Below are 21,898 nucleotides of genomic sequence, written 5' to 3'. Positions count from 1 at the left end.
GCTCCATCCAGCACTGCACTCCGCCCGGCACGGTCCGGGCGGACCGACTTATCCCCGCATCGCGGGGATAATTTTTTTTAGTTCGAATGCTTATGGAAATTCTGGAACTGCTGCAGCAAGCCGCCCCCACCCTGGCCAAGGGCGTGGGCTATACCCTGCTCTTCGCGCTGGCTTCGATGGTCGGCGGGCTGGTGCTGGGCTTCGTGCTGGCGGTGGCACGCATCGTTCCCTGGCGCCCGATCCACTGGCCCGCTGCACTCTACGTCAGCATGATGCGCGGCACGCCCCTGCTGGTGCAGATCTTCGTGGTCTATTACGGCTTGCCTGGGATCGGCATCGAATTCTCGCCGCTGACTGCGGGCGTGCTCACGCTCAGTCTCAATGCCGGGGCGTATCTGTCGGAAAGCCTGCGCGGTGCCATCCTCGGCGTGACACGAGGCCAGTGGAATGCTTCCTACAGCGTCGGGCTGAACTACTTCCAGACCTTGCGCTACATCATCGTGCCGCAGGCCGTGCGCATTGCGGTGCCCTCGATGAGCAATACCCTGATCAGCCTCATCAAGGATACGTCGCTGGTCTCGGTCATCACGGTGACCGAACTGATGTTGGCGACCAAGGAAGTCATTGCCGTGACCTTCCGCCCGCTGCCGCTGTACCTGGCTGCTGCGGCCATCTACTGGATGCTGAGCCTGTGTTTCGAGGCCTTGCAGCACCGGCTGGAGAAGCGGCTGGGCAAGGCGCACCAGCACTGATCTCGCCCGGCCAGAACAAAAAGCCCGAATGCGATGCACTCGGGCTTTTTGTTGGGTGAAACGGGAATCTTTTCGGGTGGGAGAACTCAACGCTTGACGCGGTAGATATCCTGGCCGACCTCGTTGATCTGACGGCGCAGTTCGCGACGCTCATCGGCACTGAGCTTGCCGTTGCGGCGCTGATCCTGGTCACTGGCAATCTGGTTGCGATGGTCGGGCGGGCCGAAGTCGCCACCATGCTGTCTGAAGTCGCCCGGCTGTCCCGGCATCGGCCGGCCGCCCTGGGGTGGGCCAGCCAGCGCGGCCGCTCCCACTCCGAGCGCCAGCATCGCTGCCAGACATAGCTTGTTGACGACTGCAATCTTCATAATGCGATTTTTCCGGGGACAGAGAATCAGGAAGAGAAAGCAATAACGGCATGGCTTTCCCGACGTGATTCCAGTTTAGGCCGCAGGCCGCGATGGTATAAGATGATTAAGGTAAGGTATGTAACAGTTTGTAATGGATCAACAGCCCCGACTTGCTCAAAATCGCCAAGACGCTACCATAGGCAACATGAATACAACTCCCGGCAACAACAATAGTAATACGACAACATCCACCAATCAATTCAAAGTATTGGTGGTGGATGACGACATCCGCCTGCGTGACCTGCTGCGCCGCTATCTGACCGAGCAAGGCTTCAACGTGGTGACGGCGGAAAACGCCCAGGCCATGAACAAGCTGTGGATCCGCGAGCGCTACGATCTGCTGGTGCTGGACCTGATGCTGCCTGGCGAAGATGGCCTGGCCATCTGCCGCCGCCTGCGTGGCGCCGGCGACCAGACCCCGATCATCATGCTCACCGCCAAGGGCGAGGACGTGGACCGCATCATCGGCCTGGAAATGGGTGCCGACGACTACCTGCCCAAGCCCTTCAACCCGCGTGAACTGGTGGCCCGCATCAATGCGGTACTGCGCCGCAAGGGCCCCGACGAACTCCCGGGTGCGCCCTCGGAAACACCGGAAACCTTCGAGTTCGGCGATTTCATCCTCGACCTGGGTACCCGCACCCTGAAGAAGAACGGCGAAACGATTTCCCTGACCACGGGCGAATTCTCGGTACTGAAGGTATTTGCACGCAACGCCCGCCAGCCGCTGTCACGCGAAAAGCTGATGGAAATGGCGCGAGGCCGCGAATATGAAGTCTTCGACCGCAGCCTGGACGTGCAGATCTCGCGCCTGCGCAAGCTGATTGAACCGGACCCGGCCAATCCGCTCTACATCCAGACCGTCTGGGGTCTGGGCTATGTCTTCATCCCGGAAGGGAAACCGCGCTGATCTCCCGCTTTACCCCTGACCTGCAGGCCGTTTGCCGATGAAAACCCGCCCTCAATCCGGATGGTTCAGCAACGGCCTGTTCTGGCGCACCTTCTTCCTCCTGACCTTCCTCATCACCGCCAGCATGGTGGCCTGGGTGGCCAGCTTCCGCATGGTCGAACGCGGCCCGCGGGCAGAGCAACTGGCCGCGCAGATCGTCTCGGTGGTCACCATCACGCGCGCCGCCCTGACTCACTCTGCCCCCGAGATGCGCAGAGAACTGCTGTTCGACCTGGCCAGCAATGAAGGTATCCGGATCTATCCGCTGGAAAAAACCGACCGCATCGCCCCTCTCGATGATTCGCCCATCGTGCCCGAGCTGGAATACTACGTGCGCCAGTCGCTGGACGAGAACACCACCTTCGCCTCCAGCGTCAACGACGTGGATGGTTTCTGGATCAGTTTCAACATCGACGATGACCAATACTGGCTCATGCTCGACCGCGGCCGCCTGGATCGCACCTCGGGCCTGCAATGGCTGGGCTGGGGGTCGATTGCCCTGTTCCTCTCGCTGATCGGCGCGGTCTTCATCTCTACCCTCATCAACCAGCCGCTGGCCCGCCTGACGGCGGCCGCCCGCGCCATCGCCAAAGGCCGCCAGCCCGAACCGCTGCCCGAATCCGGCCCGACCGAGATCGAGGAAGCCAACCGCAGCTTCAACCAGATGGTGGCCGACCTCAACCGCATCGAATCGGACCGCGCGCTGATCCTGGCCGGCATTTCCCACGACCTGCGCACGCCCTTGGCGCGCATGCAGCTGGAGGTGGAGATGGCCAATCTGTCCGATGAATCGCGCGACGGCATGCACTCCGACCTGGCACAGATGGACAGCATCATCGGCCAGTTCCTCGACTACGCGAAACCCTTCGACAGCAACAGCCTGGAAAGCACCGACCTGGCCGGGGTACTGGAGGATGTCGCGGCGAAGTCAGCGCGGCTGTCGGACGTCAAGATGACCACCGAGATCACCCCCGCCACCGAGATCGCCGGCAACGGCACCGAACTGGCCCGGGTGTTCAGCAACCTGGTGGAGAACGCGCGCCGCTACGGCAAGACACCCGGCACCGACTGCGCCGAGATACATCTGCGCAGCCGCATCGAAGGCCATCAGGTGGTGGTGGACGTGTTCGACCACGGCCCCGGCGTACCTGAGAACGAATGTGAGCGCCTGCTGCGCCCCTTCACCCGGCTCGATACCGCACGTGGCCAGGCCAATGGTTCCGGCCTGGGGCTGGCCATCGTCAACCGCATCGTGCTCAAGCACAATGGCAAGCTGCTATTGAAGGGCCATGAAGAAACCCATGGCGGGCTGCTGGTGCAGATTTCCCTGCCGTTGAAGGGCCATCGCCGCCATGCGTGAGCGCGCCCTCGTCCTCGCCCTCGTCCGACCTCTGCTGCCCTGGCTGCTGCTGGGCAGCGCCCTGCCCGGCCTGGCCTGGGCCCAGACCTACACGAACCGCAATCTCAGCATCCCGGCCACCGGCAGCGACGCCGGCCAGCGGCCCATCGTGATCGTCTCGCCGGTCACGCCGACCGGCCCCGCGCCGCGCAATATCGCGCCAGCCAGCGGGGGCCCGTCCGGGGCTTATGCCTCCGACGAGCCGGGACCGGACATCCGCCAGCGCAACACGGACTACATCACGCAATTCAAGGTGGTGGGACAGGTGCCGCCGGGTGCGACGATTCGCAAGGTCAGCTGGCGCTATACGCTGGCCAGCAAGCCGCCCGGATTCGAGGCAAAACTCTGCTGGCAGGATGCAGGATGGTGCTGGGACGTGAGCCAGGCCAATGCCGGCAGCACCGATTTCTTCAACGGTCGCGACGCCACCCGGCCGTTCCAGCTGCATTACAGCGTGCGCGGCACGGCACGCACGGGCGAGGCCCCCATCAAGGGCGAGATCAACCAGGTCATCGTCACCTTTGACACGCCCGGCTGAGCCCCGGCCAACCCTCTTCAGGCAGCGTAATCGTCGATCTCGCGCGCCTTCTGCAAGGCGTCATCGATGCGCTCCACCGGAATCACCTTCAATCCCTCGATGGCTTGCTTGGGCGCATTGGCCTTGGGAATGACGGCAATCGAGAAGCCCAGCTTGGCCGCCTCGCGCAAGCGTTCCTGGCCGCGCGGTGCCGGACGGATCTCACCAGCCAGGCCGACTTCCCCGAAGACCACCAGTCCGCGCGGCAAGGGCTTGTTGCGCATGGAGGAATTGATGGCCAGCAGCACCGCCAGGTCGGCAGCAGGTTCGGTAATCTTCACACCACCGACTGCATTGATGAACACGTCCTGATCGAACGCCGCCACACCGGCATGACGGTGCAGCACCGCCAGCAGCATGGCCAGGCGGTTCTGCTCCAGACCGACCGAGAGCCGGCGTGCATTGGGCACATGCGAACTGTCCACCAGGGCCTGGATTTCCACCAGCAGTGGACGCGTGCCTTCCTGCGTCACCATGACACAGGAGCCCGGCACCTGATTTTCGTGCTGCGACAGGAACAGGGCCGAGGGATTGGAAACGCCCTTCAAGCCCTTCTCGGTCATGGCAAACACGCCCAGTTCGTTCACTGCGCCAAAGCGATTCTTGAAGGCGCGCACCAGGCGGAAACTGGAATGGGTATCGCCCTCGAAATAGAGCACCGTATCGACGATGTGCTCCAGCACGCGCGGCCCCGCCAGCGCGCCCTCCTTGGTGACATGGCCGACCATGATGATGGTGATGCCGGAGGTCTTGGCCACGCGCGTCAGCTGCGCCGCGCATTCGCGCACCTGCGCCACCGAACCGGGGGCCGAGGTCAGGGCATCCGAATAGAGAGTCTGGATGGAGTCGATCACCGCCACTTCGGGCTTGTGCTCGGCCAGGGTGGCGAGAATCTTTTCCAGCTGGATCTCGGCCTGCAATTGCAGCTCGCGCGCATCCACCGCCAGCCGCTTGGCGCGCAGCGCAATCTGCGAGCCGGACTCTTCGCCACTCACATAGAGCACCTTCTTGAGCTTGGAAATGTTGGCCAGCGCCTGCAGCAGCAGGGTCGACTTGCCGATGCCGGGATCCCCCCCGATCAGCGCCACCCCGCCCGGCACCAGCCCGCCGCCGAGTACGCGGTCGAATTCCTCGATGCCGGTGCCAAAGCGCGGAACGTCAATGGCTTCGATATCGGCCAGGCTCAAGACCGGCGCGGTCTGTGCCAGGCTTTGCGGCGTGGACGAATAGCGATTGCCGCCGCCCGCCTCCACCAGCGTCTCGACCAGGGTATTCCACTGCCCGCAGGCCGGACACTGGCCGGCCCATTTGTTACTGACCCCGCCGCATTCTGTGCAGGTGTAATTGGTCTTGACCTTCGCCATCGTCGCCTTGCTGCTCTGTGCTCTGTGCTGTCCGTGTCCACGGAACTTCCTGAAAATCGGTCAGGAAGTTCATCTGTTTTCGATCAGTCGACCTCGCGTACCGCCACCCGTGGCGCCAATGCGCACATCAATTCATATCCGATCGTACCCGCCGCAAATGCGACCTCATCGATGGGCAACTGCTGGCCCCACAGCTCGACGCGGCTACCCACGCCAGCATTGGGCAGGTCGGTCAGGTCCACGCAGAGCATGTCCATCGAGACCCGGCCGAGGGTGCCGGTCTTGATGCCATCGACCACCACCGGGGTGCCGGTAGGCGCGTGGCGCGGATAGCCGTCAGCATAGCCGCAGGCGACCACGCCCACGCGCGTGGTCTTGTCGGCCACGAAGCGGCTGCCGTAGCCGATGGCTTCGCCGGGGCCGATTTCCTGTACGCCGATGATCTGGCTCTCCAGCGTCATCGCCGGGCGCAGGCCGAAGTCGGCCGCGCTGCCGCCGCCGGGCGTACCGCCGTAGAGCATGATGCCGGGGCGCACCCAGTCATGGGCCAGCTCGCCATGCATCAGGTCGGCGGCGGAATTGCACAGGCTCAGGGGACCGGGCAGACCTTCGCTGCCGGCCCGGAAGCGGCGCACCTGCTCGGACAGCGGCAGGGCCGGATTGCGGGCATCATCGGCATTGGCAAAGTGGGTCATCAGGGTGATGCTGCGCACGCTGGCGATCTTGCTTACGCGCGCATGGGCGGCACGGAAGGCCTCGGGCTTGAAACCCAGGCGGTTCATGCCGCTGTTCATCTTCAGGTGCACATGCAGGGGACGATCAGTGACGAATTGTTCCAGCAGCGCGATCTGCTCCTCGCAATGCACGGCGAACTGGATGTCGTGCATGGCCAGCACCGGCAAGTCATCGGCATCAAAGAAACCTTCCAGCAGCAGGATGGGCTTGGCCCAGCCCAGTTCGCGCAGGCGTACCGCATAGTCCGGCTCGACCAGCGCCAGGCCGTCGGCCTCGGCGAAACCGCGCATGGCGCGTTCCAGCCCGTGGCCGTAGCCGTTGGCCTTGAGCACGCCCCAGACGCGAGCGTTGGGTGCGTGGGCGCGGGCGACGGCAAGATTGTGTTGAAGTGCGGAAATGCTGATGGAAGCGACGATCGGTCTTGGCATGATATCCAGTGGCGGTAACGAGGGCAGATGGCTAATCAGAGGGCTGGTCAAAGGCGGATCGCGGGATGGCGATCCGCCTGCATCAGCTGGCAATGCGTACGGCGAAAGGCAATGCCGCCATGGGCCTGCCTGTCACGGTTCGCCCGGAAGTTTTGCCCAGCGGGGAACAAGCGAGCATTTTACCGGACGAACATCTTTCTGGTGGGACTTATGACGGAGTGCGCATGGTTTCATGGTATAAAGCTAGCCGGACATCATTTGTTATACATCTTGGACAGGGATGAATCGCGGTTTCTATACCATCATGGCAGCGCAGTTCTTTTCGTCGCTCGCCGATAACGCGCTGCTGATCGCCGCCATCGCCCTACTTGCCGAAATGCATTCTCCAGCGTGGATGACCCCGCTGCTGAAGCTGTTCTTCGTGCTTTCCTATGTGCTGCTGGCCGCCTTCGTGGGCGCCTTCGCCGATGCCTTCCCCAAGGGCAAGGTCATGCTGATCACCAACATGATCAAGATCGTCGGCTGTTCCCTCATGTTCTTTACCGTGCATCCGCTGCTGGCCTATGCCGTAGTCGGCTTTGGCGCGGCGGCGTATTCGCCGGCCAAGTACGGCATCCTCACCGAACTGCTGCCACCTGAAAAACTGGTTGCCGCCAATGGCTGGATCGAGGGGCTGACGGTGGGCTCCATCATCATGGGCACCGTGCTGGGCGGGGCGCTGGTCAATCCCAAGATTTCCGCCGTGATCCTCAGCTTCGATTTCCCCCTCTTCGACCTGCCCGTCGATACCCCCACTGAAGCGGCGTTGTGCATCATCTCCTGCATCTACGTCATCGCTGCCCTGTTCAATTTCTACATTCCCGATACCGGTGCCCGCTACGAGCACCAGGAACGCAATCCCATCCGCCTCATCGTCGATTTCGCCGGCTGCTTCACCACCCTGTGGAAGGACAAGCTGGGCCAGATCTCGCTGGCCGTGACCACGCTCTTCTGGGGTGCGGGGGCGACGCTGCAGTTCATCGTGCTGAAGTGGGCAGAGAAATCGCTGCACATGCCGCTGGACCGCGCCGCCATCCTGCAGGGCATCGTCGCCGTGGGCGTGGCGATGGGGGCGGTGGCGGCAGCCCGTTTCGTGCCACTGAAGAAATCACTGACCGTGATGCCCCTGGGCATCATCATGGGCATCGTGGTGATGCTGATGACCACCACCACCTCGGTGTGGGTGGCCTATCCGTTGCTGGTGATCGTGGGCGCGTTGTCGGGCTATTTCGTGGTGCCCATGAACGCCCTGCTGCAGCATCGCGGTCACGTGCTCATGAGCGCGGGACATTCGATTGCCGTGCAGAACTTCAATGAGAACCTCTCGGTGCTGACCATGCTGGTGCTGTATGCCTTCATGGTGCGCATGAACCTGGATGTGAATACCGTCATCATCATCTTCGGCTGCTTCGTGGCCGGCGTCATGTATCTGATCATGCGCCGCCATGCCGCCAACCAGCGCGAGCATGACTCGCTGGCGCTGATCGGCGAGGACAAGCATCCTCACCACTGATGTCTGATGAATAAATGGTCAGAGCCGCCGGCTCAGACCTGAACGATCGCGTGCTGTACCGTAGTCGCAGCACGCGCTTCCCACTGCGGCGGCACGACGAAGCCGCGCCTGACTTCCAGCAGTTCTGGCTCGGCCCCTTCCTTCAGGCGGCATTGCGCCACCATGACCGGGCTGTCGTCGGCGTGGAACCGCTCCTCCAGCCTGCCCCTCAATTGCGCCAGCGACATCCCCTCGGCGGCCGGCAGGCGTGCCGGCGCCAGCCAGGAAAGGCGCGGCAGCAAGGCATAGCACGCAGCGCCATCATCGATCGTCTGCAAGGACGGCGCATCGCACCAGAATCCCCGGCAATGATCCGCGTTAATGCCCATCGCCGGCGGCAAGGTCAACTCCACACCCAGCGGATAGAACAGCCATCCCTTGACAAGGGCGCGGGCCGCCACTACCGGCGCGGGCAACACCGCCTGCGCGGCCGGATGCTCGGAAAGCCGCAGTTGCTGCTGCATGATCTTGCGCATCTTGCGGCCCAGTGAATCGGCCAGGTTGGGACCGACGAAGGCGTCGGCTTGCGCTTGTATTGAAGCGTCGCGAGCCTGCAGCAGGTAGAACTTGGTGGCGAACTCCCAATGCACGACGCCTGCATCACTTTCCGCATCGGGCGAGCGCACCAGGAAATCGAATTCCCCCAGCGTCTCGCGCGTCGCTCCCTGGTTGCGCACCTGAAGATTGGCGGCGACCAGGCAATCCTGCTGGCGCAGGTAGAAGCCGAGGAGTTTTTCGGCATACCGCCCGAGGCGCCCCGAAGGCTGCTGCGCCATGTGGGCGTGCAGCGCCTCATTGAGGATGGGATCGTATTGCAGGTCATGCAGCCAGCCGGCCACCTCGGGCGAGAGCTGGCCCAGCGTGGCGATGCGAGCCTCCCAGCAGGCCGCATCCGGCGCCAGCAGATCGGGCGCATACAGCAACCAGGCCAGCGCGCGCACATGGGGATCGCGCAACGCCGGCCAGCGCTGGTGGAAGCGCGCCTGATGCTTGGTCAAGTCCATGCCCGGCATGATCTCAGCGCGCTTGCGCCTGATAGGTGTTCATGGCCAGGCACAGGTCGGCCCAGGCCTTGCTTTTGTCATTGAGCGTGCGCAGCAGGTAGGCCGGGTGATAGGTCACCACCAGCGGCCGGTCCTGATAGCGATGCACCGTGCCGCGCAGGCGCGAGACCGGCGTGGCCGGGTCCATGCCCAAGAGCGAAATGGCGGCGGTCTTGCCCAACGCCACCAGCACGGTGGGCTGGATCAGTTCGATCTGGCGCTGCAGGTAAGGCAGGCAGGAGGCCACTTCCTGTGGCGAGGGCGGGCGGTCGCGGCCGTTGTCATCGGTGGGCCGGCATTTGACGATGTTGGCGATGTAGGCATTCTCGCCCCGCTTGACGCCCATGGCCTGCAGCATGTTGTCCAGCAGCTTGCCGGCCGGACCGACGAAGGGTTCACCCTGCTGGTCCTCGTTGCGGCCCGGGCCTTCGCCGATGAAGAGCCATTTGGCCTTCTCGTCGCCCACGCCGAAGACAGTGTTCTTGCGCCCCTGACACAGCCCGCAGCGGCGGCACTCGGCGACCTGCTGCTTGAGCTGTGGCCACTCCATGACCTTGATGCGGGCCAACACGGGATCGACGGCTGGAGCCTCTTCGTCCTCATCGCCATCAGGAATGAGCATGGGCTCCAAGGAGGTGGCGAAGTCCATCTCGTCCAGCCAGGACGGCGGCCCCCCCTCTTCCTCGGCCGGCGCACGAGGGCGCACCGGCGCAGCGGGGGCCGCTGGGGATGGGGGGGGCGCAGCAGGGGGAGCGGCGGGTGCCTTGGATTGCGCGAGAGCGGGCTCAGGCGCGATAGTTTCTTGCAGTTCAGCCGGTGCTGCCGGCGCGGAGGCAACGCTTTCCTGCGCGGGCGCTTCGGCTTGTGCCGCCTGCATTTCTTCCACCGCCAGTTCGCGCCGTACCCATACCGGGCCGATGCCCAGGGCATCCAGCAAGGCCAGGGAGGAACCGAAGTCCGGTTCTTGTTTCAATTCTTCACTCATAAGGGCAGGCTCATGACGATAGCCCCTTCTCGGGTCTGATTGGCGGCGGGATAGTAGTTCTTGCGCCGGCCGATTTCGGAAAAGCCGTACTGGCGGTAGACCTTGGCCGCGTGCAGGTTCGATTCACGCACTTCCAGCAGCATGGTGCGCATGTGGCGCTGGCGCGCCATTGCCGTGGCCTGGTCCAGCAGCAGGCGGCCCAGCCCTTGATGCTGATGCAGCGCGGCCACGCTGATGTTGAGCAGATGCGCCTCATCCACGGCCAGCATCACCAGGAAATAGCCCAGCAATTCGCCGTGGCCGTCACGCAGCGTCTGCGCCTGATAGCCGCTGTAGAGCGAATCCTGGAAATTGCCGCGGGTCCAGGGATGGGAATAGACGGCCTCTTCGATCCGCACGACCGCATCCAGGTCGCTCGCGCCCATGGCCGCGAAGTGCAGGCGGCCGTAACGCGGATGCAAGACCGGCTGAGGCAGCGCCAGTTCATCCATGCTCATGCAGCACCTTTGGCGGCATCGCGCACTTCGCGTTCGGCGGTGGTGAGGGCGACCTTGTTGCGCAGGTAAAGCGGCTGCGCCTGCTGCGCCTGCTGCGCCGGCAAGGCTACGCCCTCATTGAAATGCACCTGCCCCAGCCTGGCCACCTGGCGCGCATGAGGCATGGCCAGCGGATGGATGGAGGCAAAGGCGCCGGCACAGAAGTCAGCGCTGAAGTGCCCGGCATACACCGACAAACCATTGCCGCACGCGTGGGGGCGGTGATCGACCGGCACCTGGGCGGCGCAAGACAGCGCCGGTTCGGCCAGCACATCCCAGCCGCCCTGGGCGCGGGCCCGGTAACGGGCCCAGTAGACTTCGCCCATGCGGGCGTCGAGGATGGCCAGCACCTCATCGGCCTCGGGCGCTTCGTCGCGGCATGCCTGGGCTGCGGCCTCCAAGGTAATGACAGGAACTACGGGCCGGTCGGCCCCGAAGGCAAGCCCCTGCACCACGCCGCAGGCCGTGCGCACGCCCGTGAAGGAGCCGGGCCCGACCCCGAAGGCCAGCGCATCGCATTGCGATAGCGCCAGGCCGGCATCGGCCAGCAATTGCTGGATCATGGGGAGAATGGCATCGGAGTGGGTCTGGGCGCCGGCGGACTGGCGCGCAATCAGTTCGCCCCGGTAGAGCAAGGCCGCCGAGGCCAGCTCGGTGGAGGTTTCTATGGCAAGAATCGTGGACATCCCGCTATTTTACCGTGCGGCGCGCAATTGTTCGGTTCGTTCGCGTCTATCGTGAGCCTTTGTGCGGCAGCGCAAAACCATGCGCTGCGAAGGGGGGTAAAATAACCGCGCCATGTCCTACCTGAAACTAGACCAAACCAATCGCCGCCACCTTGCAGAGGCGCTTCGCAACGACACCTGGGTCGTGGCCTGCCTGTGTGCGAACTGGTGCGGCAGTTGCCGTGAATATGAAGCTGCCTTCCAGGCCTGGGCGGCACGCTATCCGCAACACCATTTCGTCTGGATCGACATCGAAGACCAGGCCGATCTGGTCGGTGATCTCGACATCGACAATTTCCCCACCCTCCTGATCGAACGCGGTGCCACCGTGGCGTTCTTCGGTCCCATGGAACCGGATACCCGCCTGGCCGAACGCATCCTGCTGGCCCAGCTCGACAAGAGCGATGCCGAGCTGCAACGCGAAGCCGCCAGTACCGCCGAACGCCGCAGCTGGCAACAAGAGTGCGCCCTGCTGGACAAGCTCGCGGACGTCATCGGCTGAAGCGTGCGCCTCAGCCCAGCCAGGGATCGGTTTCCGGATGCGGAAAGCGCGCGCTGACGAAATCGGCAAAGCTGCGCACCTTGGCCGACAACAGCCGGCGGCTCGGATAGACCATCGAAATGACCACCTGGCCCATATCGAAGCCCGGCAACACCTGCACCAGCTTGCCACAGCGCAGGTCATCCCCGAGCGAATAGGAAGGCCGCAACGCGATGCCCATGCCGGCCAGCGCCAGGTCGCGCAAAAGCACCCCGCTGTTGGACACCACCTTGCTGACGATGGGCACATCCATCACGCCACCCTCGGTATTGACATGCCAGTGATGGCGCAAATATTCATGCGAGAAGTTCAGGCAGCTGTGCCGGGACAGATCTTCGGGCTGCTCGGGCGCACCGGCGCGGGCCACGTAGGCAGGTGAAGCACAAAGGATCACCTTGGCTACACCCAGCTGTCGCACGATCATGCTGGCATCGAACTTCTGCATGCTACTGAAGAATCCGATATCGATGCCCTCTTCCACCAGATCGATGGAGCGGTCCGAGAGGTGGATGTCCAGCCCCACCTCCGGGTAGGCCTCGGCATAGGCGGCCAGCATCTCACCCAGCTGCGACTGCCCGAAACCGGCATTGGAATAGATCGCCAGGGTGCCCGCCGGGCGTTTGGTCTCCAGCGACACCAGCGCCTCGGCATCATCGACCTCGGCCAGGATCATGCGTACCCGCTCCAGATAGGCCTGCCCGGCCTCGGTGAGGGAAAGCCGGCGGGTCGACCGGTTGAGCAGACGCGTGCCCAGATGGGCTTCCAGATCAGCAATGAAGCGGGTGGCCACCGCATTGGAAATCTCCAGCAACTCGGCCGCGCGCACGAAACTGCCCTGCTCCACCACCTTCGCAAACACCCGCATTGATTGCAGACGATCCATTTTTCAAGCCCTTGATTGTTCCACAAAGAGAAATAGTCAATTCCGATTAAACCTATTTTTCTTCGTCTTCGCAATATTTACACTTCATGCATCGGTTGGCGCACTGCAGCACAGCAACATGCAAGACGCCTGCCGGCTTCGCCAGAGGGCCCACGAGTGGGCTTTCCCACAAGGAGAGCACCGACTTGCCGGCCTCTGGAGAAGAAGACCCCCACTTACCTGAACAGAGGACACTATCATGAACATCAAGAATATCGTCGTTGCCGCCTCCCTGCTGGCTGCTGCCGGTGCCGCCATGGCTGAAGCACCGTATCCTCCGGAAACCCCGTTCCACTCGACCCAGACCCGCGCCGACGTGAAGGCCGAACTGCAACGCGCCCAGGCCAATCACGAGATCGTCTCGCGCAATGAATATCCCTTCATTCGCCAGGCTCCCTCGCAACTGAGCCGCCAGGATATCGAAAAGCAGGTGCAACAGGCCAACGGTGCCTCGCAAAACCTCTACACCGGCGCCTGATCGGAACCGATCTGCATCCGGACAATGGATGGACCGATTCCCTCATGGCCGCGTTCCGCACCGGAGCATGCCCCGCGCCGAACCTGAATGAGCGCGAACGAATGCCCGCCGCCTGCGTCTGAACCAGCTTGCCGGGAACCAGCACTACCTTAGCGTCTCACCCGCAGTACCGAAGTTTCAAGTACCGCAGCACCACCTGCCATGCCGCCATGAATGACCGGGCGCATGACAGCTGGTGCACCAGCCTTCACCCTGCCTCTTCTCGCATCCCCTTTTTCTTCACTTATCCCGCCCTTGGTGCACGGCCTGCGCATTCTCACCGCCTGAGCCTGGCAAATCGTGCAGACAGCCGCTTGCCGACGCTCATTTTTGCTGCGTCGCCACATGCAAAATTCCCCGCAAAGTCGTGCCAGATCAAGCTTTCCCTTGAGCTTTTTGCGCACCGCATGTAAAGTCAAGGGTTTGTTCCTTCCGGCCTAGCTAAGGGTTTCTTGTCAAAGTCGGGCCACCTATTTTTATCCCTATGGCTTTATACGTTCACAAATACGGCGGCACCTCGATGGGCTCAATCGAGCGCATCCAGAATGTCGCAAAGCGCGTTGCCAAATGGCACGACGCCGGCCATCAGATCGTTGTCGTGCCCTCGGCGATGTCTGGTGAAACCAACCGCCTCCTGGGCATGGCCAAGGAAATCATGGCCCAGCCCGACGGCCGCGAGCTGGACATGCTGGCCTCCACCGGCGAACAGGTCTCGGTGGCGCTCTTGGCCATCGCCCTGCAGGCGCTGGGCAAGCAGGCCGTGTCCTACGCTGGCTGGCAGGTTCCCATCAAGACCGATTCGGCCTTCACCAAGGCGCGCATCCGCTCCATCGATGATGCCAAGGTCCGCAAGGATTTGAATGCCGGCAAGATCGTCATCATCACCGGCTTCCAGGGCGTGGACGCCGACGGCAACATCACCACCCTGGGCCGTGGCGGCTCGGACACTTCGGCCGTGGCCGTGGCCGCGGCCATGAAGGCTGCCGAATGCCTGATCTACACCGACGTGGATGGTGTCTACACCACCGACCCGCGCGTGGTGAGCGATGCCCGGCGCCTGAAGACCGTGACCTTCGAGGAGATGCTGGAAATGGCCTCCCTGGGTTCCAAGGTCCTGCAGATCCGCTCCGTGGAATTCGCCGGCAACTACAAGATGCCGACCCGCGTGCTGTCGTCGCTGACCGACCCGCTCACGCCGCTGGCCGAAGAAGCCGCCTCCGGCACCCTGATTTCGTTTGAGGAAGACAAGAACATGGAACAAGCAACCATCACCGGCATCGCCTTCAGCCGCGACGAAGCCAAGATCACCGTGCTGGGCGTGCCCGACCGTCCGGGCATCGCCTACCAGATCCTGGGCCCGGTGGCCGACGCCAACATCGAAGTGGACATGATCATCCAGAACCAGTCGGTGGAAGGCAAGACCGACTTCACTTTCACGGTGCCGCGCGGCGAATACGCCAAGGCCGTGGAAGTGTTGAACAGCAGCGTGAAGGCGCACATCGGTGCAGCTGCCATCAACGGCGACACCAAGGTCTCCAAGGTCTCGGTGGTGGGCGTGGGCATGCGCAGCCACGTGGGTATCGCTTCGCAGATGTTCCGCACCCTGTCCGAAGAAGGCGTGAACATCCAGATGATCTCCACTTCGGAAATCAAGATCTCGGTGCTGATCGACGAGAAGTACATGGAACTGGCCGTGCGCGCCCTGCACAAGGCATTTGACCTGGACAGCGCCAAGTAAATCGCGCGCCGATACAAGGCGAAGACCGCATGGCTGAAAAAACGGTGATTTTTTGCAAGACCACTGTTGACCGGATGCAAATGAGAAGATATTATCTCGGTCTTCGCTGAGGCAACGCAGCAATGCGACAACAGCCTTCAGTGTGGAGACGTGGCCGAGTGGTCGAAGGCACTTCCCTGCTAAGGAAGCATACGGGCTTAAACCTGTATCGAGGGTTCGAATCCCTCCGTCTCCGCCAAGCATTACTAAGCCCCTGTTTTACAGGGGCTTTTTTATTGGTTCTTCGATGTTGGTGTCACTCTTAGGGGTGCCTCTTTCACTTGAAAGAGCCTATAAGAATCCCCAGCAAGATCAGCCAATCTCGCCACGGCATTTATGCGTTGCCATACAGACCGGCCTCGGCACGCCTTTGCCGAGGTACTGGGCGAATCCCCGCAAAAGATCCTGCGCGATATTCGCGCCCGCCAGCAGGCCTGAGCCTGCGGGGCCGGCACTGAGGCCCCTCAGGCACAGGCGCGCGGCCTGCTTACTGGATCACCCCACACGCCAACCGCACACCCCCGCCACCCAGCGCCGCCGGATGATCCGAGTGATTGTCTCCGCCCACATGCACCATCAGCGCATGTCCACGGACTTCGGCCAAGGTCTTCAGGCGCGGCGCCAGCACCGGATAATCGGCCTTGCCATCCGCCGTGACGTACAGGGCCGGCAGATCGCCCAGGTGCCCGTCGCCATAAGGGCCCTCGTGCTTGCCGGTCTTTTGCGGATCCCAATGTCCGCCTGCGGCCAGGGCCGGCTCCATCTTGCCGTCCTTCTCCAGCGGCGCGCAGGAAGGATTCTGATGCACATGGAAGCCATGCACACCCGCCGGCAAGCCCGTCAGCGCCGGCTGGAACAACAATCCATAGGGGGTCTCGCTGATGGTGACCTCTCCCGCCGGGGACGCCACGCCCTGTGCATTGACCAGGTTCAGCGCCACCTTGACCGGCGCCTCGGCCGCCAGGGTGGCGGAGGCCACAGATGCGCCAGCCATCAGGGCCAGCAGTGCAATAGCTCGTTTCATAATCATTCTCCTTGGTTGAACGAAGGGTGAAGAATAGACACTGACGCCACGGGTCGCCGGAAAGCGGCGAAATCGGCGATGAAATCTGGACAATATTCTCCCATCAGACCGAAAAGATTCGAGAGAATGCCCAAAGAATATGCATTTGATTGTCACACGAACTAGCGGACAGGAGTCGCCCCGGCGGAGGACAACGCGCAAATGCAAGGAAAGGCAGCAACAAGCCGGGCAACACAGGCGGGCCCGACAAAGGCATCACGGATCATTGGAGGCGGCAGACGATGCCGCCCTATGCCACCCTATGCCGCAGCATCCGGCATTACATTGAGCTTGCGCCCTTCCAGCAACATGGCATGGAAGTCGGCTGCCGGAATCGGACGTGAAAACAGGAAGCCCTGCAGTTCATTGCAGCCGGCTTCGCGCAGGAAGTTGAATTGCTTCTCGGTCTCCACCCCTTCGGCAATGACCTTGTGGCGCAGTTGCTTGGCGATGCCGATGATGGCGCTGGCAATGGCGCAGTCATTGGTATCGTCGGGGATGCCCATGGTGAAGGAACGGTCGATCTTGAGCGTGTTGATGGGGAAGCGCTTCAGGTAAGACAGGCTGGAATAGCCGGTACCAAAGTCATCCAGCGAAATCGTGATGCCCAGGCTGCAGATCTTTTCCATGATGGAGATAACGCGGTCGGTGCTGTGCATCAGCATGCTCTCGGTGATTTCCAGCTCCAGCCAGTCGCCGCTGAGAGAGTGACGGTTCAAGGCAGCACGCACGCGATCCGGCAGCGAGCGGGTGAACTCGCGCGCCGTCACGTTCAGGGCGATGCGGACCGGCGGCAGGCCGGCATCCTTCCAGGAGCGGGCCTGGCGACACACGGCGTCCAGCACCCAATCGCTGAGCTGCACGATCAGGCCCGTTTCTTCCGCAATGGGGATGAACTCGCCCGGCAACAGCAAACCGCGCTCTGGATGCTGCCAGCGCACCAGTGCTTCGCCGCCGGTGATGGCCAGGGTGTTCATATCCACCTTGGGCTGGTAGTACAGCAGCAATTCGTCGTATTCGAAGGCGTGCAGCAGGCCCGTTTCGATGCGCAACACATCCAGCGTGTTGCGGTTCATCTCTTCGCTGTAATAGACGTAGCCGCCTTCGTTGTTGTCGCCACCCTGCTTGGCCCGGTACATGGCGATGTCGGCCAGGCGCAGCAGGGTCTCGGTGTCGCTGGCGTCTTCCGGATACATGCTCACGCCGATGCTGGCGCCTACGCGCAGCTCGTGGCCATCGATGAAGAAAGGTTCATCGAACACGCCCAGCAGCTTCTGGGCGACGAAGCCGGGATGGTAATCCTTGTCGATGTCGAACAGCGCCACCGCGAATTCATCCGCACCCAGGCGCGCCACCAGATCCTGCTCGCGCAATGCGCGGCGCAGGCGGATGGCCACTTCCACCAGCAGCATGTCGCCGGCCACGTGACCCAGCGTGTCGTTGATGGGCTTGAAGCGGTTCAGGTCGACAAACATCACGCAGCCATGCATGTCCTCGTGGCGGGCCTCGGTAAGCGCCTGATCCACGGTGCGCGTGAGCAAGGTACGGTTGGGCAGGCCGGTCAGGGCGTCATAGTAAGCCAGATGATGGATCAGCTTTTCGGCGTTCTTGCGCTCGGTGATGTCGTTGAGATAGCCGATCAGGCCAATGGCGTGGCCGCTCTGGTCACGCATGACCGACAGCGACAGGCTGGCCCAGAACACCTCGCCGGACTTCTTGCGGCGGCGCACCTCCATCTCGCGGCCACCCTGCTCCAGGAACAGGTCGCGCAGGGAGTCTTCCTCCTCCTCGTTCTCGTAGAGGAAGAGCACGTTGCGGCCGATGGCTTCCTGTGCGCTGTAGCCGAACAGTTGCTCGGCACCGCGGTTCCAGCTGGTGATGAAGCCGGCCGGGTCCATGGTGATGACCGACTCATGCATCTGGTTCAGGATCTGCGCCTGCTGTTCCAGCTTGGCCTCGATCTGATCCAGTGAACGGGCGCGCTTCTCGGTCTCGGCGCGGCGCTGCATCAGGCGTCCGAGGAAGGACGCCAGCAAGCCCAGGCGGTTGCGCTCATGCTCGGTGTAGGGACGGGTCAGCGGCGGAAAGACGAAGTAGCCGAATTGGGCGCCCTCGTACTGCACTGCCTGGCATATCCCCTCGGCCACCTCAGGCGGAGCGCTGACCAGATAGCGTCCACCCGGGCGCTTCAAGAAACCGGAAGCAATCCCCCCGAGCGCCGCGTACAGAGCCATGCCCTGCAGGTTCTGCACGGCGTCCAGCAGTGCCGAACAGCATGCCAGATCGTCATTGCCCACGGAGGAAATCATCGTCATCACGCCTCGGTACTGACGCGTGTGGCCCAATTGAAGGCCTGGATGAGACAGCGGCAATAGACCTCGGCATCCAGACCCGCAGCATCCAGGTCGCTATGACGCAGCGGGATGCGGCCATCCTCGGAGCGCTCCACCACATCCAGCAGCTTGCCCAGCGGGCCATTGCGACAGACCAGGGCGTTGACAACATCCACCGGCAGCTTGAGCGGCTCGATGATGTCGTTCAGGGGCATGCCCAAGAGGATGTCCAGCAGCGAGAACATGCCCGTGATGAAGGCGCGGTCCAGTTCTTCCTGGCTGCATTCCACCTTCAGTGCCATGGCTTCCATCATCGCGGCGCGGGCAGCGGCGCGCGGCAGCAGCGGGTTGGCCGACTCGTCGCCGGGGAAGCGGGCATACAGCAGCAGTTGCAGCCAGCGCTGCAACTGGCGGCGACCCAGCAGGTTGATGGCCTGGGTGAAATTGGTGATATGCGCCGAGAAGCCGAAGGCGGCCGAGCTGACCAGTTTGAAGAGCTGGTAGGACAAGGCCGGATCCTGCTTGAGCAAGGATTCCAGCTCGTTGGCGTCGGCATCGCGGGCCACCAGCTCCAGCAGCTTCAACAGCCGCGCACGGGAAATCGAATTCTTTTGCGACAGGCGGCTGTCCGGATGCAAGGCATAGTCGCCCGAGAACCAGCGGAAACCTTCCACTCTGCAAGCATCGAACTGAACCGGATCGCCTACATTCTCGGCCAGGTGCGGGCCGCGCAGGCGCTGCAGCCATTGCCGGGTTTCCGGCAGGTGGCCCATGCCGGCATCCAGCGCCATCGACCCGACGAAGGGGAACACACTCGCGCCCTGCGCCGGCAAGCCATCGGCGATGATGGCGAAGCCACGGCTATGCAGCCAGTCCAGCGCATCGATCTTGCCGGGATCCACGCAGTGCTCCACCGGCACGCGCAAGGCCAGCTGGCCCGCCGGGATCTCTTTCTGGAACGTGGGCGCAAAGATGGCAGGATCGCGCACCGGAATGATGCAACTCAGCCCGCCCAGCGCCTCATGCAGGTCAAATTCATTGAACAGGCGCGACAGCAAGGCACTGCCATCCTCGACGGCCGGTGAAATATGCAGAGACAGCGCGGTCCAGACGTGATGGACGTCGGCAACGGGCTGCAAAAACACGAGTGGGAATGGAACGCTTTTATCCTGAACAGCCATATTTTTATCGTGGCGCGCCCCGTCAGACTGCCGGGACGCTCTGTCATGTTGAAAAACTATAAATAAGTTTCCCAGCAGAATACTTAATTAAAATTAAATTTTTTCTAAATATACCTGATAAAAGCTGGCTTGCAACAAGGCTTTACTCTGACAAGAAAATTTCCTGCAAATCATTGAGAAAACGGCGGCCAAGATCGGTCGGCCGGATCAAAGCGTGATCGCGATACAACATGCCTTTTTGCTCGGCCAGGTTGAGCGCTTTTTCGATCTGGTTCAGGCCCATGCCGGTGCGCTCGGCAAACAGGTAGGGGGAGAAGCCTTCGGTCAGGCGCAGAGCATTGAGCATGAACTCGAAGCCCAGCGCATCGCGGCCGATTTCGGCCTCTTCCTGGATGGGCTTGCCGGCGCTGGCATGCTCCAGGTAGGCCTGGGGATGCTTGTAGCGCATCTGCCGCACGATACGATGCGGGAACGACAGCTTGGAATGTGCCCCCGCGCCAATGCCGAGGTAATCGCCGAATTGCCAGTAGTTCAGGTTGTGCCGGGCGCGACGCCTGGGCTGGGCATAGGCCGAAACTTCATAGTTGGTGTAGCCGGCGGCGCTGGTCAGATCGGCAATCATGTCCTGCATGTCGGCGCTGGCATCGTCGTCCGGCACCGCCGGCGGATACTTGGCAAAGAGCGTATTGGGCTCCAGCGTCAGGTGGTACAGGGACAGGTGCGGCGGCGCAAAGCCGATGGCCGTGCCGATGTCGGCGCGCGCCTCCTCCAGCGTCTGCTGTGGCAGCGCGTACATCAGATCGAGGTTGAAATTGTCGAAATTGGCGTGCGCAATCTCCACCGCCTTGCGCGCCTGGTCGCCGTCATGGATGCGTCCCAAGGCATGCAGATGCTGGCTGTTGAAGCTCTGGATGCCGATGGAGAGGCGGTTGATGCCGCTCTCCCGGTAGGCGCGGAATTTGTCAGCCTCGAAGGTACCGGGATTGGCTTCCATGGTGATCTCGATGTCGCCATCGAACGGCAGCAGCGTGCGCAGATCCGACAGCAGGCGATCGAGGCCGGCCGCCGAAAGCAGGCTGGGCGTGCCGCCGCCAATGAAGATCGTATGGATCTTGCGACCCCAGATCAGCGGCAGGGACTGTTCCAGATCGCTGCGCAGGGCATCCAGGTAAGCCTCTTCGGGGAAGCTGCCCTTCACTTCATGCGAATTGAAGTCGCAATACGGGCACTTGCGCACGCACCACGGAAAATGCACATACAGCGACAAGGGCGGCAAGGCGGTCAGCTGCAAGCTCCCCGGCTTCAGGAAGGCCAGCGCCGCCTGCGCCGGGCCGCTGGCGGCGTGGGTGGCGGGGATGTCGGACGGGACCGGCTTGATCGGGATCATGCCAGCTTCCCGACCAGCGCACGCAAGGCCTGGCCACGGTGCGAAACGGCGTTCTTCTCGGCTGACGTCAGTTCGGCGGCGGTCTTGCCCAGCGCCGGCAGCAGGAAGTACGGATCATAGCCAAAACCACCCTGCCCGCGCGGCTGGTCGATGATTTCCCCCTTCCAGACGCCATCGGCGATGACCGGCTGCGGGTCCTCGGCATGGCGCACGTAGACCAGCACGCAGTAGTAATAGGCGGACTTGTCGGCATGCGCCGCCAGCTCGGCGATGAGCCTGGCGTTGTTGTTGGCGTCGGACTTGGGCTCGCCGGCATAGCGGGCGGAATGGACGCCCGGCGCACCGCCCAGGGCATTGACGCAGACGCCGGAATCATCGGCCAGCGCCGGCAGCCCGGTCAGGCGGGCGGCGTGGCGGGCCTTGGCGAGGGCGTTCTCGACGAAGGTGCCGAAGGGCTCCTCCGCCTCGGGTACGTCGAACTCGCCCTGGGGGCGGACGTCCAGTCCGATGTCGCCCAGAAGACTGGCGAATTCCTTCAGTTTGCCGGCGTTGTTGGACGCCATCACGATCTTTTGCTTGGGTTGCATGTCTGTCCTGATCCTTGCTGGGGCGCGCCGGGTGCGCAAGAGCGGAGGCGGCGCCACAATGAAAAACGCCATGTCGGTGCGGCACATGGCGTTTTT

22 protein-coding genes and 1 tRNA gene are annotated in these 21,898 nt (G+C 62.7%); 10 read left to right on the top strand and 13 right to left on the bottom strand.

Annotated features, from left to right (window positions below; translation table 11 throughout):
- The first annotated feature begins 92 nt into the window (after nucleotides 1-92).
- On the top strand, nucleotides 93-752 hold the full coding sequence (locus tag AACH55_RS10570; protein ID WP_338719410.1) for an amino acid ABC transporter permease: 660 nt from the start codon (nucleotides 93-95) through the stop codon (nucleotides 750-752).
- Between the two features lie 86 nt (nucleotides 753-838).
- On the opposite strand, the gene AACH55_RS10565 is transcribed toward AACH55_RS10570, so the two are convergent.
- Nucleotides 839-1,120: a hypothetical protein gene (locus AACH55_RS10565; protein ID WP_338719408.1), complete on the bottom strand. Its 282-nt coding sequence runs from the start codon at nucleotides 1,118-1,120 to the stop codon at nucleotides 839-841.
- Nucleotides 1,121-1,307: 187 nt separating this feature from the next.
- Between AACH55_RS10565 and ompR the strand changes: the two genes are divergently transcribed.
- The 3 genes from ompR to AACH55_RS10550 are packed head-to-tail and all read left to right on the top strand — an operon-like array spanning nucleotide 1,308 to nucleotide 4,048.
- Nucleotides 1,308-2,072 carry a two-component system response regulator OmpR gene (ompR, locus tag AACH55_RS10560; protein ID WP_338719406.1) on the top strand — a complete coding sequence of 255 codons (765 nt, stop codon included), beginning with the start codon at nucleotides 1,308-1,310 and terminating at the stop codon, nucleotides 2,070-2,072.
- A gap of 37 nt (nucleotides 2,073-2,109) precedes the next feature.
- On the top strand, nucleotides 2,110-3,471 hold the full coding sequence (locus AACH55_RS10555) for an ATP-binding protein (protein WP_338719404.1): 1,362 nt from the start codon (nucleotides 2,110-2,112) through the stop codon (nucleotides 3,469-3,471).
- Nucleotides 3,464-4,048, top strand: coding sequence for a flagellar protein FlhE (locus AACH55_RS10550; protein WP_338719402.1), 585 nt, complete (start codon nucleotides 3,464-3,466; stop codon nucleotides 4,046-4,048). Before AACH55_RS10555 ends, AACH55_RS10550 begins: the two co-directional genes overlap by 8 nt.
- Before the next feature lie 17 nt (nucleotides 4,049-4,065).
- Here the strand turns inward: AACH55_RS10550 and radA are convergent, their stop codons facing one another.
- On the bottom strand, nucleotides 4,066-5,451 hold the full coding sequence (gene radA / locus AACH55_RS10545) for a DNA repair protein RadA (RefSeq protein ID WP_338719400.1): 1,386 nt from the start codon (nucleotides 5,449-5,451) through the stop codon (nucleotides 4,066-4,068).
- Nucleotides 5,452-5,534: 83 nt separating this feature from the next.
- Nucleotides 5,535-6,614 carry an alanine racemase gene (gene alr, locus AACH55_RS10540; protein ID WP_338719399.1) on the bottom strand — a complete coding sequence of 360 codons (1,080 nt, stop codon included), beginning with the start codon at nucleotides 6,612-6,614 and terminating at the stop codon, nucleotides 5,535-5,537.
- A 65-nt stretch (nucleotides 6,615-6,679) separates the two neighbouring features.
- On the opposite strand from alr, the gene AACH55_RS10535 reads away from it, so the two are divergent.
- Together AACH55_RS10535 and lplT are read left to right on the top strand one after the other, a co-directional pair.
- On the top strand, nucleotides 6,680-6,898 hold the full coding sequence (locus tag AACH55_RS10535) for a hypothetical protein (protein WP_338719397.1): 219 nt from the start codon (nucleotides 6,680-6,682) through the stop codon (nucleotides 6,896-6,898).
- Entirely contained in the window at nucleotides 6,895-8,166 is a 1,272-nt protein-coding gene (gene lplT, locus AACH55_RS10530) for a lysophospholipid transporter LplT (RefSeq protein ID WP_338719395.1), read from the top strand. The genes AACH55_RS10535 and lplT overlap by 4 nt, the downstream gene beginning before the upstream one ends.
- Before the next feature lie 32 nt (nucleotides 8,167-8,198).
- On the opposite strand, the gene AACH55_RS10525 is transcribed toward lplT, so the two are convergent.
- From AACH55_RS10525 to tsaB, 4 genes are read right to left on the bottom strand one after another with little or no spacing between them, the layout of a single operon-like run.
- On the bottom strand, nucleotides 8,199-9,209 hold the full coding sequence (locus tag AACH55_RS10525; RefSeq protein ID WP_338719393.1) for a DUF1853 family protein: 1,011 nt from the start codon (nucleotides 9,207-9,209) through the stop codon (nucleotides 8,199-8,201).
- A 13-nt stretch (nucleotides 9,210-9,222) separates the two neighbouring features.
- A complete protein-coding gene (locus AACH55_RS10520) occupies nucleotides 9,223-10,233 on the bottom strand; it encodes a uracil-DNA glycosylase (RefSeq protein WP_338719391.1) in 1,011 nt (336 codons plus the stop codon).
- Nucleotides 10,230-10,724: a ribosomal protein S18-alanine N-acetyltransferase gene (rimI, locus tag AACH55_RS10515; protein WP_338720264.1), complete on the bottom strand. Its 495-nt coding sequence runs from the start codon at nucleotides 10,722-10,724 to the stop codon at nucleotides 10,230-10,232. Before rimI ends, AACH55_RS10520 begins: the two co-directional genes overlap by 4 nt.
- Nucleotides 10,725-10,726: 2 nt before the next feature.
- Nucleotides 10,727-11,455 (bottom strand): tRNA (adenosine(37)-N6)-threonylcarbamoyltransferase complex dimerization subunit type 1 TsaB, encoded by a 729-nt coding sequence (gene tsaB / locus AACH55_RS10510; RefSeq protein ID WP_338719389.1) that lies wholly within the window; start codon nucleotides 11,453-11,455, stop codon nucleotides 10,727-10,729.
- A gap of 112 nt (nucleotides 11,456-11,567) precedes the next feature.
- On the opposite strand from tsaB, the gene AACH55_RS10505 reads away from it, so the two are divergent.
- Nucleotides 11,568-11,996, top strand: coding sequence for a thioredoxin family protein (locus AACH55_RS10505; protein ID WP_338719387.1), 429 nt, complete (start codon nucleotides 11,568-11,570; stop codon nucleotides 11,994-11,996).
- Nucleotides 11,997-12,006: 10 nt separating this feature from the next.
- Here the strand turns inward: AACH55_RS10505 and AACH55_RS10500 are convergent, their stop codons facing one another.
- On the bottom strand, nucleotides 12,007-12,918 hold the full coding sequence (locus AACH55_RS10500) for a LysR family transcriptional regulator (RefSeq protein ID WP_338719385.1): 912 nt from the start codon (nucleotides 12,916-12,918) through the stop codon (nucleotides 12,007-12,009).
- A gap of 238 nt (nucleotides 12,919-13,156) precedes the next feature.
- On the opposite strand from AACH55_RS10500, the gene AACH55_RS10495 reads away from it, so the two are divergent.
- From AACH55_RS10495 to AACH55_RS10485, 3 genes are all read left to right on the top strand, one after another.
- Nucleotides 13,157-13,435 carry a DUF4148 domain-containing protein gene (locus AACH55_RS10495; RefSeq protein ID WP_338719383.1) on the top strand — a complete coding sequence of 93 codons (279 nt, stop codon included), beginning with the start codon at nucleotides 13,157-13,159 and terminating at the stop codon, nucleotides 13,433-13,435.
- 523 nt (nucleotides 13,436-13,958) lie between these two features.
- Entirely contained in the window at nucleotides 13,959-15,212 is a 1,254-nt protein-coding gene (locus tag AACH55_RS10490; RefSeq protein ID WP_338719381.1) for an aspartate kinase, read from the top strand.
- Between the two features lie 144 nt (nucleotides 15,213-15,356).
- Nucleotides 15,357-15,450: transfer RNA gene (locus AACH55_RS10485), tRNA-Ser, on the top strand.
- Nucleotides 15,451-15,738: 288 nt separating this feature from the next.
- Here AACH55_RS10485 and sodC read toward each other — a convergent pair.
- The 5 genes from sodC to rdgB all read right to left on the bottom strand — a co-directional run bounded on the left by sodC (nucleotide 15,739) and on the right by rdgB (nucleotide 21,802).
- Nucleotides 15,739-16,275, bottom strand: a complete 537-nt coding sequence (sodC, locus tag AACH55_RS10480) for a superoxide dismutase [Cu-Zn] SodC (RefSeq protein WP_338719380.1) — start codon at nucleotides 16,273-16,275, stop codon at nucleotides 15,739-15,741.
- 299 nt (nucleotides 16,276-16,574) lie between these two features.
- The gene (locus AACH55_RS10475) at nucleotides 16,575-18,623 is read right to left on the bottom strand and encodes an EAL domain-containing protein (RefSeq protein WP_338720262.1); all 2,049 of its coding nucleotides are present in this window, start codon (nucleotides 18,621-18,623) and stop codon (nucleotides 16,575-16,577) included.
- Between the two features lie 5 nt (nucleotides 18,624-18,628).
- On the bottom strand, nucleotides 18,629-19,828 hold the full coding sequence (locus AACH55_RS10470) for an HDOD domain-containing protein (protein ID WP_338719379.1): 1,200 nt from the start codon (nucleotides 19,826-19,828) through the stop codon (nucleotides 18,629-18,631).
- A 142-nt stretch (nucleotides 19,829-19,970) separates the two neighbouring features.
- On the bottom strand, nucleotides 19,971-21,215 hold the full coding sequence (gene hemW, locus AACH55_RS10465) for a radical SAM family heme chaperone HemW (protein ID WP_338719378.1): 1,245 nt from the start codon (nucleotides 21,213-21,215) through the stop codon (nucleotides 19,971-19,973).
- Nucleotides 21,212-21,802: an RdgB/HAM1 family non-canonical purine NTP pyrophosphatase gene (gene rdgB / locus AACH55_RS10460; RefSeq protein WP_338719376.1), complete on the bottom strand. Its 591-nt coding sequence runs from the start codon at nucleotides 21,800-21,802 to the stop codon at nucleotides 21,212-21,214. Before rdgB ends, hemW begins: the two co-directional genes overlap by 4 nt.
- Nucleotides 21,803-21,898: the final 96 nt, after the last annotated feature.

It is taken from the genome of Herbaspirillum sp. DW155, assembly GCF_037076565.1.
Lineage (GTDB): Bacteria > Pseudomonadota > Gammaproteobacteria > Burkholderiales > Burkholderiaceae_D > Herbaspirillum.
The sequence above is the reverse complement of the archived record's forward strand: the minus strand, read 5'-3'. Positions and strand labels throughout refer to the sequence as shown.